The following is a 14,604-nucleotide window of genomic DNA, read 5'->3' on the forward strand; positions in this document are numbered from 1 at the left end:
TTAAAACTCAAGTTAAAACAAGCAGTACGGCAAATTTTGTGGTGCTGCTTAATAATTTTTAGCGTTAATCGATAATACTGAAAAAAATTATCGTAAGCTGTGGCTTTAGCCCAGCTCTTTTTTATTTTAACGTGTATCTAAATGCTGGGCTAAAGCCGCAGCCTACAGTAACCTAACTAAATTAATAAAAGTATTTTTAAAACATTAAAACTAAGGAATCACTATGTGCGGAATCGTAGGCGCGGTCGCTGAGCGTAATATCGCTAATATCTTACTCGAAGGGCTTAAGCGTCTAGAATATCGAGGCTATGACTCTGCGGGTCTGACAGTGATTCGAGAGGGTGAGCTGCACCGCGAGCGTCAAGTAGGTAAAGTGCAAGAATTAGTTAACGCTGTAGCCCTTAATCCTGAGTTCTTTGATGGTCATATTGGTATTGCGCACACGCGCTGGGCGACTCATGGCGAGCCGGCACAGCGTAACGCCCATCCGCATATCTCGGGTAAAATTGCAGTTGTGCATAATGGTATTGTCGAGAATTATAGCGAGCTCAAAGAGGAGCTGATCACTAAAGGCTATGCGTTTACCTCGCAGACCGATACCGAAGTCGTCGCGCACCTCATCAATGATTTATATAGCCAAAGCAATGATCTACTAGCGGCGGTACGCGCGGTGATTCCTATGCTGCACGGCGCTTTTGCTTTAGGTATTGTTCATGTCGATTGTCCAGATGAGCTAATCGCAGTGCGCCTCGGTTCACCATTGGTCATCGGTGTCGGTATCGGTGAGAACTTTATTGCCTCTGATCAATTAGCGCTATTGCCCGTGACCAATCGCTTTATGTATCTAGAAGAAGGCGATATCGCCAAGATTACGCGTGATAGTATCAAAGTTTATGCCGAGGGCGTTGAGGTCAGTCGCAAAATTAATGAGATTGACGCGCAGCAGCATAACGCCGATAAAGGCGAGTTCAAGCATTATATGCTCAAAGAGATCTACGAGCAGCCTGATGCGGTATCGCGCACACTGGAGATGGCGCTAGAGAGTAAAGCTGACGATGACTCTCATGTCTATCAGCTCAAAGCCGACTTCTTGCAGCGTCACGAGACGCAATTGGCTAGCATTCGTCATATTCAAGTGATCGCTTGTGGTACCAGTTATCACGCCGGTATGGTCGCTAAGTATTGGTTCGAGAACTTAACGCGCTTGCCCTGCTCGGTTGAAGTGGCCAGTGAGTTTCGCTATCGCAATCCGGTCATCAATGAGCACTCATTAGTAATTTGCATCTCACAATCAGGGGAGACCGCCGATACGCTCTCAGCGCTACGCGATACCCAAAAGCAGGCACCAACGGGGCTGGTCAGCTTGGCATTATGTAATGTGCCGACTTCATCCTTGGTACGCGAGACTGATATTTTTCTGCCAACGCTAGCGGGTCCTGAGATTGGAGTCGCCTCAACCAAAGCCTTTACCACTCAGTTAGTCGCGTTAATGTTATTGATTTTAAAAATTGGCGTCACGCAAGCACGTCTTGATAATGAGCGTCTCACTAGTTTATTGGCTGAGCTACATAAACTTCCTGGTCAGATCTATGCCAGCTTACATCTTGATGCCGCAATAAAAAAGATGAGTGAGAACTTCGAAGACAAAAAGAGCTGTCTGTTTTTAGGTCGCGGTTTGCAGTTCCCGATTGCTTTAGAGGGTGCTCTCAAGCTCAAAGAGATCTCTTATATCCACGCTGAAGGCTACGCGGCAGGCGAGCTAAAACATGGCCCGCTAGCGCTAGTTGATAAAGATATGCCTATCGTCGTGCTTGCACCAAAAGATAGTATGTTTGATAAGCTCAAAGCCAATATGCAAGAAGTGCACGCACGTCACGGTGAGCTATTTGTCTTTGCTGGTGAATCAAGCAAGATGGTCAGCGAGGATCGTCTGCACGTAGTTTATGTGCCTGATGTCCATGAAGTATTAGCGCCTATCGTTTATAGCGTACCAGTACAGCTATTGTCCTATCATGTGGCGGTGATGCTCGGTACCGATGTCGATCAGCCTAGAAATCTTGCAAAAAGTGTTACCGTTGAGTAGGTTCTAGTGCGTGTCTTCAATTGGATAAGCCCTAAATAATAGTTACAATACCGCATCTATTGAGTCGATGCGAGAAATACAAGTTATGGCAAGAAAAGCATTAACAGATACGCTTTGGGATCAATTGCAATTAACGATGATAAAGTACGGCTGCTATCAAACTCAAAACAGCCGAGAGATCATGGAAGCCATACTGTGGAAACTACGCACAGGGGCGCCTTGGCGAGACATACCTGAAGAATTATGTTCGTGGAAAACAGCCTATAGTCGTTTCAACCGCTGGTCGAAAACTGGCTTATGGGCGGATTTTTTTTTAGCCTTTGAGCAGAAGTTGATACGGAATGGGTATTCACAGACGGAAGCTATGTTCGCTGTCATCAGCATGCAAGTGGAGCTCGGCGTGGTGAAGAGCGAGCAATTGGACAAAGCCGTGGCGGAGCAACTACAAAGATACACCTATCCTGTGATGCCGATGGATATCCGCTCCATTTTAAAATCACTGGGGGTGACGTCCACGACAGTCAAATTGCAGGTGAATTGATTGAGATGATTGGACAGGCAGATTACTTTATCGCTGATAAAGGCTATGACTCAGAGTGTATCAGAGACAAAGCTCGCAGCCATAATATGATACCTGTCGTTCCTAAAAGGAAGAATGCCAAACAGCCTAATCCAGAGTTTGATAGCTATTTGTACAAGCTGCGTCATCTTGTTGAAAATATGTTTGCAAGGCTTAAACACTTTCGTAGTATCGCCACTCGCTATGAGAAGTTAGCGCGTAATTTTAAGTCAATGCTTTATCTGGCGTGTACTATCGTTCATTGTAAGATGAATTGAAGACACGCCCTAATTTTAAAAAAATAATTTTGTAGACGTGTGATAAAAATTTATATCGAATAATAAGGCTAATACCATGACCACAACCATTAAAGTCGCCATCGCCGGTTACGGCAATCTTGGCCGCGGTGCCGAGGCCGCTATTCAGCAAAGCCCAGATATGTCACTAGTCGGTGTTTTCAGCCGCCGAGACCCTGCTAGCGTTACCTTAATTGACGATAGCGTACCCGTCTATGCTATGGATGATATCGAGCAGTATAAAGACGAGATAGACGTGCTGATCTTATGCGGTGGCTCAAAGTCTGACTTGCCGGAGCAAGGTCCTGCGCTCGCTAGTTTATTTAATATCGTTGATAGCTTTGATACCCATGCCAAGATTCCTGAATATTTTGCTGCACTTGATGCTCCTGCCAAAAAAGCTAACAAAATCGCTATGCTATCAGTGGGCTGGGATCCTGGCCTGTTTTCTATCAACCGCTTATACGGCGAAGCGATTTTACCTGTTGGCGAAACCTACAGCTTTTGGGGTAAGGGGTTGAGCCAAGGACACTCAGACGCGGTGCGCCGTGTCGACGGCGTTAAGGCCGGCGTACAATATACTCTGCCCTCAGAATCAGCGATAGCAAAAGTCCGCAATGGCGAGCGCCCTACGCTTAGCACCCGCGACAAGCATACCCGCGAATGTTATGTAGTGTTAGCAGACGGCGCGGATGCCGATACGGTGCGCGACGCTATTGTAACTATGCCGGACTACTTTGCCGATTACGATACTACCGTGCACTTTATCGATGAGCAAACGCTAGCCTCCCAGCACAATAAGATGCCGCACGGTGGTTTTGTCATTCGTAGCGGTGTCAGCGGCACGGATAATGAGCAAAACGAGCAAGTATTAGAGTTCGCGCTTAAGCTTGGTAGTAACCCTGAATTTACCGCTAGCGTACTCGTCGCTTATGCGCGCGCTACTTATAAAATGAGCCAGGCAGGTGAGACTGGGGCAAAAACGGTACTCGATGTCGCGCCTGCTTTACTATCGCCGAAGTCGCCAGCTCAGCTACGTAAAGAGCTGCTATAAGCGTGAACTTTGCTACAAAAAAGCTTTGAGCTAAAAACATGAATACAGATAGTAGCACCGAAAGCCCAATAGAAATCCTCTACGAAGATGAATTTTTGGTAGCGATTAATAAAGAGGCGGGCTTACTCGTGCACCGCAGTTGGCTAGATAAAGGCGAGACGCGCTTTGCCATGCAGCTCACCCGTGATGCGGTAGGGTGTCATGTGTTTCCGGTGCATAGGTTAGATAAGCCAACCTCAGGCGTGTTGCTCTTTGCCAAAAGCTCAGAGGTGGCGCGTCGCCTTGGTGAGGCTTTTACTGCGCAGCAAGTGGCTAAAAACTATTTAGCGGTAGTACGCGGCTATATGCCAGAGCAAGGAACTATTGATCATGCCTTAAGCTTTAAGCCTGATGCTATCGCCGATAAATTTGCAAGCTTAGATAAACCTGCGCAGGAGGCGGTAACCCATTGGCAGTCTTTGGCACAAATTGAGCTACCGGTTGCCGTGTCCACAAAGCATAACACCAGCCGTTATAGTCTCGTGCGTTTGACGCCTGAGACAGGGCGCAAGCATCAACTGCGGCGGCACATGAAACATCTGTTTCATCCTATCGTCGGTGATACTAGTCATGGTGACGGACGCCATAATCGATTTTTTCGCAGTCAATATGGTTGCACGCGAATGCTGTTGCACGCCCGGACGTTAGCGCTTAGTCATCCGGTTAGCGGTGAACCTTTGCTCATAGAAGCAGGATTAGATGAGCAGTGGCTGCGTATTTTAGAAGCGTTTGGTTGGGTGGGGAGTGCTGAGGTTTCAGGTCTCTAGTGAGGACTTGAAGCTTTGGTTGTAGACTAAGAGTATGAAAATTTATTTAATACCATCAAGTTTTGATATTTTAAACATTAAAACCTATATGCTTGCCTGTCGGCAGCTCAACATCGATACGCAGCTTCCCGCCCATTCCTTCAACGTATTTTTTCATTGTTGAAATCTTCAAATCACTACCGCGACTTTCTATGGCTGAAAGAGACGGTTGCTTGATACCAAGGGTTTCAGCAAGCTCTTTTTGCGAAATATTCAGCTCTTCACGAATACGATAAAGCTGACTTTCTAAAAGCAACTCATCAGCCATTTCTTGAATACGAGTTTGGCTCTCTTGAGAGCGCTTAGCTAATAGCTCTTGTAGAGTTTTAGTCATTAGATGATTCTCCTAATGTTAAGAGATGAAGCTCATACTGTTGGTCTGCGATAGCTAGCATCTCTGTATAGAACCTCTTTTTACCACCTTTATCACCAATACAAAGCACAATAGCCTGACGTAATGGGTCAAATGCAAAAAAAGCTCGGAGTGGTTTACCTCGATGCTGAACCCTTAGTTCTTTCATATTAGTAAACTTTGAGTCATACACGGTATCAACTAAAGGACGACCTAAGCTTGGCCCTTGTTGCTCTAGAACAACCAAAGCCGCTAGCACCTTCTCTTGCATAGAGTCCTCTTGTTGTTCCAGCCATTCATTAAATAGCTCTGTTGTGATGACTGTCCACATATTACAACCACAATATAGATTATAGTCTATATTATATAGTCAATTAAGCCTTTCCTCAAACAATAATAAAACTCTTAAGCCGCCCCTAAACCAACCCCTTATAAAGAAAATAAAGCCCCACCGCAAATAACAACACCGAAAAGCATTTTTTTAATAGCTCTGGTGAGAGCATATGGGCGACTTTTGCGCCAACTTTTGCGGTAAAAAAGCTCATGCTCGCAATGCCTAAAAACGCATAGATATGTACAAAGCCAATGGTATTAGGTACATTTACGTCTTGCTGCATGCCAAAGAACATAAAGCCTAATGCGCCAGCAATGGCAATAGGTAGGCCACATGCCGCTGAAGTACCCACCGCCTTTTGCATCACCACGTTGTAACGGGTGAGATAAGGTACTGTTAAGCTACCGCCGCCAATCCCAAAGATGGCAGAAGCTATGCCGATGACCCCGCCTGCTGCTAATTGCTTAGGCTTGGATGGTAATGATACAAGGTTACTATTAGGATCATTAAAATTATTACCTACCTGCTTTTTACCGCCAAAAAACATCTTATAAGCGACCCATAATAAAAACACGCCAACGATCAGCTGAAGATGCACGCCTGAAAGGAGTCCTGCTATCCCCGCCCCAAAAAAACAACCAAGTGCTAAGCCTGGCGCTAGGTTTTTGAACACCGGCCACATAACAGAGCCTTTTTTATTATGCGCCATCAGCGAGCTGATCGAGGTGACAATAATGGTCGCAAGGGACGTCCCTAATGCTAGATGCATGACATTATCAGGGCTATAGCCCATCTGGGTAAAGACAATAAATAGCAGTGGTACGATGATAGTACCACCGCCCACGCCAAAGAGCCCGGCGGCAAATCCTGCTAGAGCGCCGATGATTAAAAAAGTGATTAGTTCCACGGGATTGAGGCTTCTTAGTTAGATTTAGTTTAAGGATGAATAGTTAGATAATAAAATTATACCCTGCTCTAAGCAAACTGCGGCTGGCCTAGCTGATGATAAGTGCGATTAAAATAGACCAAACTTTCATTAGCCTCATCTGGCGTTTCAGAGTGCTTGATAGCGACCACTCGGCACATAAACACACTATGGGTGCCGACTTGCTGAATATCGTCGATGGCGCAGTCAAAGCTTACTAGCGCATCTTCTAAGATAGGCGCACCTGTGACAAGCTCAGTCCAAGAGCCTTGCTCAAAGCGCTCAGCCGAGCTGAGTTTAGAGGCAAAAGTATTGGAGATATGCTCGTGCTGTGCGCTTAACACGTTAACGCTTAAGGTCTTATTATCCACAAAATGAGCATGCGAGCGCGCCGACTGATTCATACACACCAGTAACGTTGGCGGGCTGTCAGTGACACTGCACACTGCTGAGGCAGTAAACCCATGTGCGCCAGATGCGCCCTTGGTCGTAATCACATTGACCGCTGTCGTCAATAGCGACATAGCCTCTCTAAAATTGGTAGCTTCAATCATAATTTCACTCTCAAATTCATCACAGCTTATCTATCAAACGCACGCAGCCTGCGATAATTAAATTTTAAAGGTATAAGTACCCTTATAACTGAGGCCACCGCTACGCTTAAACAAGCTAGGAGCTGTTAAGATTTGCTAAGCACTCAGCTCTTGACGCACAATTGCCGCACCCGCGCTCAATGCCGCAAGCTTACCACGTGCTACATCACGTGATAAAGGCGCCATACCGCAGTTGGTTGAAGGATAGATCTTATCGGCATCGACGAATTGTAAGGCTTTACGCAGGGTATCGGCGACTTGCTCAGCCATTTCTATCTCGTTGCTCGCGACGTCGATCGCACCAATCATCACCTTTTTACCGCGAATAAGCTCAATCAGCTCCATCGGTACGTGCGAGTTTTGACACTCAAGCGAGATAATATCAATGCTTGACTGTTGCAATTTGGGAAAGGCTTGCTCGTATTGACGCCACTCTGAGCCGAGGGTTTTTTTCCAATCATTATTGGCTTTGATACCATAGCCATAGCAGATGTGTACTGCCGTTTCGCACTTGAGGCCCTCGATCGCGCGCTCAAGCGTTGCCACGCCCCAATCGTTGACATCATCGAAGAACACGTTAAAGGCCGGCTCATCGAATTGAATGATATCCACGCCCGCCGCTTCTAATTCGCGCGCTTCCTCATTAAGGATTTTGGCAAACTCCCACGCGAGCTTTTCGCGGCTTTTATAATGATTATCATATAGCGTATCGATCATAGTCATCGGGCCAGGTAGCGCCCATTTGATTGGCTTATCAGTCTGTGCCCGCAAAAACTTGGCATCATCGACAAACACTGCTTTGGGGCGACTCACCGCGCCTACCACGGTCGGTACGCTGGCTTCATAACGATCGCGGATTTTGACTGTTTCGCGCTGCGCAAAGTCGACGCCGTCCAAATGCTCAATAAAAGTAGTAACAAAATGCTGACGGGTCTGCTCGCCATCACTGACGATATCGATACCAGCATGCAGCTGCTCTTGCAGCGACACTCGCAGCGCATCGCGTTTGGCCTCGACCAATTGCTCGCCATCTAGTGCCCAAGGCGACCAGATTTTTTCAGGTTCAGCAAGCCAAGACGGTTTGGGTAAGCTGCCTGCGGTTGAGGTTGGTAATAGTAATTTTGGTAATGTTGTGGTCATAGTGGTTTGTCTTTTATATTTTGGTTTTTTATGTTTTGGCTATCAAGCAGCGCGTTTTCTAACCGTTGGACTGGCAGTCTTATAACTTGCCGCCCACTGCTCTAAAATATCTTGATAAGGTTTGATAAACTGCTCTTCGGTAAATTTGCCTTGCGTGACCGCCATCTGACTACGCTCTTCGCGATCATAGACCACTTGCGTTAGTGAATAATCTTGGTAATTGAGGCTCGGCTGATATACTTGCGCTGCTGTCGAGTTGGCATTATAAATCTCAGGACGGTAGATTTTTTGAAAGGTTTCCATCGTCGCAATCGCGCTGATGAGCTCAAGATCGGTATAGTCACCTAGCAAGTCACCGGCGAAATAAAAGGCTAATGGCGCGGCGCTACCTTCAGGCATAAAGTAGCGTACCGTTAGCCCCATCTTATGAAAATAATCATCCGTTAGTGAATACTCATCTTGTCTATATTCCACTCCTAATACTGGATGCTTATTACCCGTACGCTGATAAGTCTTGCTAGTCGAAACACTCAGGCAAATCACTGGCTGCTTATCAAAGTGCGCTTTATAAACCTCTGAATTCAACAAATATTGAAAAAGCTTACCATGCAAAACACCGAAATGTTTTGGTATAGAAGAGGGCGTCGGCGCTGCTGAATTTTTATTAAGAAGCTCAGGGAGTACCACGCTAAAGTCATAATCGCGCACATAAGAGGAGAAGCTATTACCAATCATGCCATCGATACGAGTATTGTCTTTATGATCGACAATAGTAGTTTTTAGCGTCTCAATCACAGGAAAAGCATTGCCGTTGCCTTCAATATCCATATCGACAGAGATAATCTCTACTTCCACAGAATAACGATCTGCGGTTGGGTTATCCCAGTGCGCCAAAGCATTAAAACGATTATTGATCATATTTAGCGTTTTGCGTAAGTTTTCCTGACGCTGCTCGCCGCGCGCTAAATTGGCAAAATTGGTCGTCAGACGCGTACTGTCCGCAGGGCTATAATTTTCATCAAAAGGAATACTTTTAATAGAACAATGAAATTGAGTGCTCATGATAATATACTGCCTTATTTATCTAATAGGGTGGTTCAATATCATTAGCTGATATCGAACTAAATTTGTGTATGAAGGAATGATACCCAAACTATTAGATGAATAAAAACGATACTATTTTAGGATAAGATGAATTTTATTCAGCTTAGCAGATTTGTAGTACCTAGATAAGGTAATAATGTCAGACTTATTCATTGTGTGGCTAATCAAAATATAATCTTAAATATTCCTAATCACAAAAACCCCGTTACTGTAATGATAGCGAGGCTTAGCGTCATTAATAAAACTAATAATACTTATGATTATCAATCGAGTATGAGCCAGCGCCTTGAGCAAATAATAATAAAAACCCGCCAGCGATAGCTATATTTTTCATAAACATAGTCATCTGTGTTTGATCGCCAAAATCACTATGAAAAATAAGCGCTGATATAATATTAAAACCAATCAATAATAAAGCAAATAAACGAGTTTTAAAACCAACAAGGATAGCTAGACCCCCTAGTAACTCCCCAATGATTACCAGCGCTAACATAGATCCCGGCACACCCATAGACTCCATATAAGCTTCCGTTCCAGGATAATCCATTATCTTACTAAAGCCTGAAAATATAAAAATCAGCGATAAAAGCACCCTACCCAACAGCACGCTAATATCTTGTAATCTATCCATGATTGCTCTCCGATTAAGCGGTTGATAATTATGCTATTAATAGTATTGAATGGTATAACTTTTGATACCTTTTAAACCAATTGTATGTATTGATTGTAAATATAAGTGAATTGAAAAACTACTACAAATTATCTAAAGCTACTTTAAATAGTCATTACTTTTTAGCTACTTCTACATAATAACCACCGAAAAATAATAATCGCCTATAGTAGAGCCTTAATCATTGCCCTAATATCTCAACTATTCACCATAATTCTCTCCGTGTTTATTAATTACACCGTATTGGAATAAACAATAATGACTGATTTCATAATCAAAAACGCCCGCCTAGCAACACACGATAACTTATTCGATATCCGTATAAAGGACGCTAAGATTACGAATATTGATAAGATTAATCACGCTATCGCCACGGATCAAAACCCTCAATCGAACGCTTTAAAAACTTATAATGAGGCTAACTATGATGCTAAAGGTCACTTCGTTTGTTCTGGGTTTTATGAAAGTCATATCCATTTGGATAAAGCCTGTATTCTCGATCGCTGCAAGGTCGAAAAAGGCACTTTGCAAGAAGCGGTTGATGAGACCGGCAAAGCCAAAGAAGGTTTTACCGAAGCGGATGTCTTTGAGCGCGCCTCAAAGGTGATTGAGATGGCTATCAAAAAAGGTACGGTTGGTCTACGCACCTTTGTCGAAACCGATGAAAAAACACAGCTGCGTAGCTTTCAGGCGATCAAGAGAGCGCAGCAAAAATACGCTTTTGCTGTCGATATAGAGATTTGCGCCTTTGCGCAGTCCGGCTTAACTACTAAGCCCAAAACCTATGAGCTACTACAGCAAGCTTTAGCACAAGGCGCTAACCTAATAGGCGGTTGCCCGTATAAAGATGAGAATCCTGAGCAGCATATCGAGATGATTTTTGCTTTGGCTGAGCAGTTTGACGTTGACGTCGATTTCCATCTAGATTTTGATCTAGATCCAGAAGGTTCGAGTATTCCTAAACTGTTTGAAGAAACTATGAAAAGAGGCTATCAAGGCCGTGTCTCTATTGGTCATGTGACTAAGTTATCTGCCATGGATAAGATGAAGCGTGGCGAGATGGCAGGTCTATTAAAAATGGCTGATATCTCTCTAATCGTACTGCCTGCCACCGATATTTATATCAATGGTAGTGACTATGAATGCTTAATTCCAAGAGGCACCGTCAATGCCAATCCGTTCTATGAGCTTGGCGTAAATACTACTCTCTCAAGCAATAATATTCTCAATGCTTTTACCCCTTATGGTGATGCTTCACTGCTTCGTATGGCCAATATGTATGCCAATATTGCTCAGCTATCAAGCGATAAACAGCTAGCAGCGGCGTTCGATATGATTACTAGCAACGCAGCCAAATTACTGAAACTTAATACCGAAATTAGGGTAGGAGCTAACGCTACTTTGGAGTCATAGAAGCCCAAAATGCCATAGAAGCGATTCGCACTAATGCGCAAGCCTTGGCAGGCTTTAAAAATGGTGTACAGACTTTTAATAATGAGGCGGCTAAGATTTATTATCGTTAAATTAACTCTCAACGGTCTTCATCATTTTCATGCCGCCTAAAGTCACTAACGCAACTCCTAGTGCAATCAATACTCCGCCTAGTAATAGTCCTTCTGGGGGCGACTCACCTTGCAAAAAGATAGCCACAGGCACTCCCACTACCGCGCCAACCGCGCCAAGTAAGCTTAATAAAACGGGCCCGCCGGTGATTTGTAATACAAATAGTAATAAAAACTGACCCGCAAAAATACAGGCTTGCAGCACAATCAAACCAACAGGTAGCACCGTGATAGTAGGAATAGCTAAAGTAAAAGAAGGCAGCAGTCCAACTAATCCTAGCATAATAGCCGCAGCTATCAGCATACCAGGAGCAAGCGCGATGGGTGAAGCATTATCAGGCCAGCGTAAGCTACGATAAATATTGCCAATAGCCAGTAACACCGGCCCACAAAGCGCTAGTAAAATCCAAAACACACTGGCTTCTGGCGCTGAAAACTTGCGAGCTGCCAATACTCCTGCCCCAGCCAAGGCAGCGAAAACACCGACAGCGCGCAGCATACTAAAACGCTCAAGGCGTATAGCTAGTGCTGCTAGATAAGTCAATAATGGCGGCAAAGAGATAATGAGCGCCACAAAACTTGCGCCAACATGAGGAATGGCTGAGAAAAATATCAAGTTAGAGCCCGCTACACTGACTAACGCGGCGACTATATAATACTCAAAACTACGTGTGCTGGGCGCTAGAAGCTCACCTCGCGTATAAGCCACTATCGATAGAATAATGGCGGCACCACTAATAGACCAAAATAAAAAAGCTAACGGCGTCAGGCCAATCTCCACCGCATACTTTGCCAAGTTAGTGGAGATTCCCAATAGTCCTCCGCCCACTATTAGACAAGCTAAAGCAGTGAGCCAAGTACTGGGCTTACGCGCTATCGGCTGTTTAGACATCTGACTCATTGCTTATCCATAAAGCTAATCTTATTAACGAGTTTAGTCACAAACTTAGTATAAAAATAAAGCCATAAAACTAGCTAGTGAAGTTTATTCATGGCCTATGATAGCAGTAAATCAAAAGGCCAAGACTCATCATTAAATCTTGGCCTTGTATGAGTATTAAGCATCCTTTAACAGCCGTTAATGTCACTACGATTTAGATAAAACTACTGTTTAGCCGCTTCGATTTGTACTTTTAACACTACTTTTTCAGTAATTCCTAACAAGCTATATTTGCCCATATCCCATTTTCGACGATCAATAGTAGTAGTAAAATCGCCACCACAGACCGAGCTTTTGGCGATAAAACTAAAATAACAGTTGAACTTAGTAGCGCTCAAGGTAATGGGATGAGTTTGACCATGCATAGTCAAATTACCCTCGACTTTCGTCACTGGCGACTCTGACTTATCATCAGCAAAATACCACTTGGTAGAGTCAAAGGTGGCTAAAGGATACTTCTCAACTTCAAAAAAATCAGCACCTTTTAACACGTTATCAAAGGCAATATTACCGGTATTAAGACTATTAATCGGAATAACTATAGAGACTTTACCTAATTTGGCTTGAGCATCGTACTCCACTTGCCCCGTCAAATTATAAAAGCCACCTGAGTTGGTCGAGGTATTGAAATGATCAATCTCAAAACGAACGTTAGAGTTATCAGGAACAAGCAGATAAGTCGCCGCCTGACTGCTGATAGTACCTAGCAGCGCCATAGAGATAAATACGATAGATAGCGTGGATAATGTTGCTATCGGCTGACGAGAGCTAGCGATAAACCGTTTGAAGGATAGAGGATACATAATACATTCCTTGGTGATTTACTTAGTAGGTAAAATAACTTTACTCCCCTTTTAATGCTTTTACAGGCTCAATCCTAGCTGCACTGCGCGAAGGATAAATAGTAGAGAGTAATACCATAGCTAAAGATGACACCAAAATCACTACTACATCTAGCAATTGTATATCAGAAGGTAATTCTTCAACAAAATAGTTATCGAATAGTCCCAAACTAAAAGTGCTATTGATCCAAGCGGAAACACTTGGAATGCTTAAAGATAAAAACAAGCCAAGCAATAATCCCATAATTATGCCAAAAGCTCCTAATACTGCACCTTGAATCATAAATATACGTGAAATAAGCTGTGAAGAGGCGCCAAAGGTTTTTAATATTGCAACATCGGATCTTTTATCAGTGACACTCATAACCAAAGTAGAAACCACATTAAAGGCGGCTACTAGGATAATTAAGAATAGTAATAGGGACATAATAGTCTTTTGTACACGGATAGCGCTGTATAGACTACCATGCGTTTGCGTCCAGTCTCCTGCGGTAAAATTCAATCCAGTAGGAGGATTAGATAGCGTTTGTAAGGTATTAGTAGCGTTAGCTAAGGCTTTATCCGCTGATTGCTTGGAGACGAATACGTCTTGTAGATTTAGACGAATAGCTACCGCGCCATGAGATAGGTTTAAGACGTCAGAGGCATCATCCATGGCGATGTAGCTCATCCACTTGTCTAGCTCTTGACTGACATGGAAAATCCCAGTAAGAGTATAAGTATGAAAGGTGGGCGTCATACCGATAGAGGAATCAGAAGGCTTTGAGATGATGATACTTACCTCATCTCCTAGCTCTAAGCCAAACTTATCTACAGTATATTTGCCCAAAATTATATTACCGCTAGCTGTCGCTAAGCTATCTAAGTCGCCAGCTATCATGTTTTCTTTAAGAATAGAAACAGCTGGATCGTATCTGGGTTCTATGCCATTTAGTATAGTGCTATTGACTTCACCAGCTATAGATAACATCCCGCGTGCCTGTACGAAGGGGGCAGCGCCTATGACATTACTATCATTATCTTGTATTTGCTGAGCATAGGGCTTCCAGTCCTGTAAAGGCTGAGAGCTATAAATGGAGACTTGAGGCACCATGCCTAAGATACGACTAGACAGAGCTTGTTCAAAACCATTCAATACTGAGGTGACAACGATCAATGCCGCCACGCCCAGTATTAGACCAGCCATAGAAACTACTGAGATAAAAGATAAAAACTTATTCGCGTTCTTCGAGCGGGTGAACCGCAATCCAATAAACAAAGGTAGAGGGCGGCGCATAGGTACTATCTCTTATCTCAACGATAATT

The 14,604-nt window shown here is 43.9% G+C and carries 15 protein-coding genes; 5 read left to right on the forward strand and 10 right to left on the reverse strand.

The annotated features are described in order from the left end of the window. The first annotated feature begins 223 nt into the window (after positions 1 to 223). From glmS to truC, 4 genes are all read left to right on the forward strand, one after another. Positions 224 to 2,083 carry a glutamine--fructose-6-phosphate transaminase (isomerizing) gene (gene glmS / locus M0N77_RS11100; RefSeq protein ID WP_353105242.1) on the forward strand — a complete coding sequence of 620 codons (1,860 nt, stop codon included), beginning with the start codon at positions 224 to 226 and terminating at the stop codon, positions 2,081 to 2,083. Positions 2,084 to 2,168: 85 nt separating this feature from the next. After that, a protein-coding gene (locus tag M0N77_RS11105; protein WP_371834202.1) for an IS5 family transposase occupies positions 2,169 to 2,920 on the forward strand; the annotation gives its coding sequence in 2 pieces (ribosomal slippage) (positions 2,169 to 2,409 and positions 2,409 to 2,920; 753 coding nt in all). A 76-nt stretch (positions 2,921 to 2,996) separates the two neighbouring features. After that, positions 2,997 to 3,992: a diaminopimelate dehydrogenase gene (locus tag M0N77_RS11110; RefSeq protein WP_353105243.1), complete on the forward strand. Its 996-nt coding sequence runs from the start codon at positions 2,997 to 2,999 to the stop codon at positions 3,990 to 3,992. A 38-nt stretch (positions 3,993 to 4,030) separates the two neighbouring features. After that, complete coding sequence (gene truC / locus M0N77_RS11115; protein WP_353105244.1) at positions 4,031 to 4,798, forward strand: tRNA pseudouridine(65) synthase TruC; 768 nt, start codon at positions 4,031 to 4,033, stop codon at positions 4,796 to 4,798. 70 nt (positions 4,799 to 4,868) lie between these two features. Here the strand turns inward: truC and M0N77_RS11120 are convergent, their stop codons facing one another. From M0N77_RS11120 to M0N77_RS11150, 7 genes are all read right to left on the reverse strand, one after another. Further along, a complete protein-coding gene (locus tag M0N77_RS11120; protein ID WP_353105245.1) occupies positions 4,869 to 5,171 on the reverse strand; it encodes a helix-turn-helix domain-containing protein in 303 nt (100 codons plus the stop codon). Next, entirely contained in the window at positions 5,164 to 5,520 is a 357-nt protein-coding gene (locus tag M0N77_RS11125) for a type II toxin-antitoxin system RelE/ParE family toxin (RefSeq protein WP_353105246.1), read from the reverse strand. Before M0N77_RS11125 ends, M0N77_RS11120 begins: the two co-directional genes overlap by 8 nt. Positions 5,521 to 5,605: 85 nt before the next feature. Then, positions 5,606 to 6,430, reverse strand: coding sequence for a sulfite exporter TauE/SafE family protein (locus M0N77_RS11130; RefSeq protein ID WP_353105247.1), 825 nt, complete (start codon positions 6,428 to 6,430; stop codon positions 5,606 to 5,608). 68 nt (positions 6,431 to 6,498) lie between these two features. Continuing rightward, positions 6,499 to 7,002, reverse strand: coding sequence for a flavin reductase (locus M0N77_RS11135; protein WP_353105248.1), 504 nt, complete (start codon positions 7,000 to 7,002; stop codon positions 6,499 to 6,501). 135 nt (positions 7,003 to 7,137) lie between these two features. Continuing rightward, positions 7,138 to 8,181 carry a methionine synthase gene (locus tag M0N77_RS11140; protein ID WP_353105249.1) on the reverse strand — a complete coding sequence of 348 codons (1,044 nt, stop codon included), beginning with the start codon at positions 8,179 to 8,181 and terminating at the stop codon, positions 7,138 to 7,140. A 42-nt stretch (positions 8,182 to 8,223) separates the two neighbouring features. After that, positions 8,224 to 9,243: a DUF1852 domain-containing protein gene (locus tag M0N77_RS11145; protein WP_353105250.1), complete on the reverse strand. Its 1,020-nt coding sequence runs from the start codon at positions 9,241 to 9,243 to the stop codon at positions 8,224 to 8,226. Between the two features lie 286 nt (positions 9,244 to 9,529). After that, positions 9,530 to 9,916 carry a DoxX family protein gene (locus M0N77_RS11150; protein WP_353105251.1) on the reverse strand — a complete coding sequence of 129 codons (387 nt, stop codon included), beginning with the start codon at positions 9,914 to 9,916 and terminating at the stop codon, positions 9,530 to 9,532. A 297-nt stretch (positions 9,917 to 10,213) separates the two neighbouring features. Here M0N77_RS11150 and M0N77_RS11155 point away from each other — a divergent pair, with 297 nt between their 5' ends. After that, on the forward strand, positions 10,214 to 11,368 hold the full coding sequence (locus tag M0N77_RS11155; protein WP_353105252.1) for an amidohydrolase family protein: 1,155 nt from the start codon (positions 10,214 to 10,216) through the stop codon (positions 11,366 to 11,368). 111 nt (positions 11,369 to 11,479) lie between these two features. Here M0N77_RS11155 and M0N77_RS11160 read toward each other — a convergent pair whose 3' ends face one another. The 3 genes from M0N77_RS11160 to M0N77_RS11170 form a co-directional block, all read right to left on the reverse strand. Next, the gene (locus tag M0N77_RS11160) at positions 11,480 to 12,418 is read right to left on the reverse strand and encodes a DMT family transporter (RefSeq protein ID WP_353105253.1); all 939 of its coding nucleotides are present in this window, start codon (positions 12,416 to 12,418) and stop codon (positions 11,480 to 11,482) included. A 203-nt stretch (positions 12,419 to 12,621) separates the two neighbouring features. Further along, complete coding sequence (locus M0N77_RS11165) at positions 12,622 to 13,260, reverse strand: YceI family protein (RefSeq protein WP_353105254.1); 639 nt, start codon at positions 13,258 to 13,260, stop codon at positions 12,622 to 12,624. Between the two features lie 40 nt (positions 13,261 to 13,300). After that, a complete protein-coding gene (locus M0N77_RS11170) occupies positions 13,301 to 14,575 on the reverse strand; it encodes a lipoprotein-releasing ABC transporter permease subunit (protein WP_353105255.1) in 1,275 nt (424 codons plus the stop codon). Positions 14,576 to 14,604 lie beyond the last annotated feature (29 nt).

The sequence above is a fragment of the Psychrobacter sp. AH5 genome (assembly GCF_040371085.1).
In the GTDB taxonomy this organism is placed as follows: domain Bacteria; phylum Pseudomonadota; class Gammaproteobacteria; order Pseudomonadales; family Moraxellaceae; genus Psychrobacter.

Excerpts from the sequence above, each read along its gene's own strand:
- glmS (WP_353105242.1), top strand. The coding sequence starts at position 224 with ATGTGCGGAATCGTAGGCGCGGTCGCTGAGCGTAATATCGCTAATATC.
- M0N77_RS11110 (WP_353105243.1), top strand. The coding sequence starts at position 2,997 with ATGACCACAACCATTAAAGTCGCCATCGCCGGTTACGGCAATCTTGGC.
- truC (WP_353105244.1), top strand. The coding sequence starts at position 4,031 with ATGAATACAGATAGTAGCACCGAAAGCCCAATAGAAATCCTCTACGAA.
- M0N77_RS11120 (WP_353105245.1), bottom strand. The coding sequence starts at position 5,171 with ATGACTAAAACTCTACAAGAGCTATTAGCTAAGCGCTCTCAAGAGAGC.
- M0N77_RS11125 (WP_353105246.1), bottom strand. The coding sequence starts at position 5,520 with ATGTGGACAGTCATCACAACAGAGCTATTTAATGAATGGCTGGAACAA.
- M0N77_RS11135 (WP_353105248.1), bottom strand. The coding sequence starts at position 7,002 with ATGATTGAAGCTACCAATTTTAGAGAGGCTATGTCGCTATTGACGACA.
- M0N77_RS11140 (WP_353105249.1), bottom strand. The coding sequence starts at position 8,181 with ATGACCACAACATTACCAAAATTACTATTACCAACCTCAACCGCAGGC.
- M0N77_RS11145 (WP_353105250.1), bottom strand. The coding sequence starts at position 9,243 with ATGAGCACTCAATTTCATTGTTCTATTAAAAGTATTCCTTTTGATGAA.
- M0N77_RS11150 (WP_353105251.1), bottom strand. The coding sequence starts at position 9,916 with ATGGATAGATTACAAGATATTAGCGTGCTGTTGGGTAGGGTGCTTTTA.
- M0N77_RS11155 (WP_353105252.1), top strand. The coding sequence starts at position 10,214 with ATGACTGATTTCATAATCAAAAACGCCCGCCTAGCAACACACGATAAC.
- M0N77_RS11160 (WP_353105253.1), bottom strand. The coding sequence starts at position 12,418 with ATGAGTCAGATGTCTAAACAGCCGATAGCGCGTAAGCCCAGTACTTGG.
- M0N77_RS11165 (WP_353105254.1), bottom strand. The coding sequence starts at position 13,260 with ATGTATCCTCTATCCTTCAAACGGTTTATCGCTAGCTCTCGTCAGCCG.
- M0N77_RS11170 (WP_353105255.1), bottom strand. The coding sequence starts at position 14,575 with ATGCGCCGCCCTCTACCTTTGTTTATTGGATTGCGGTTCACCCGCTCG.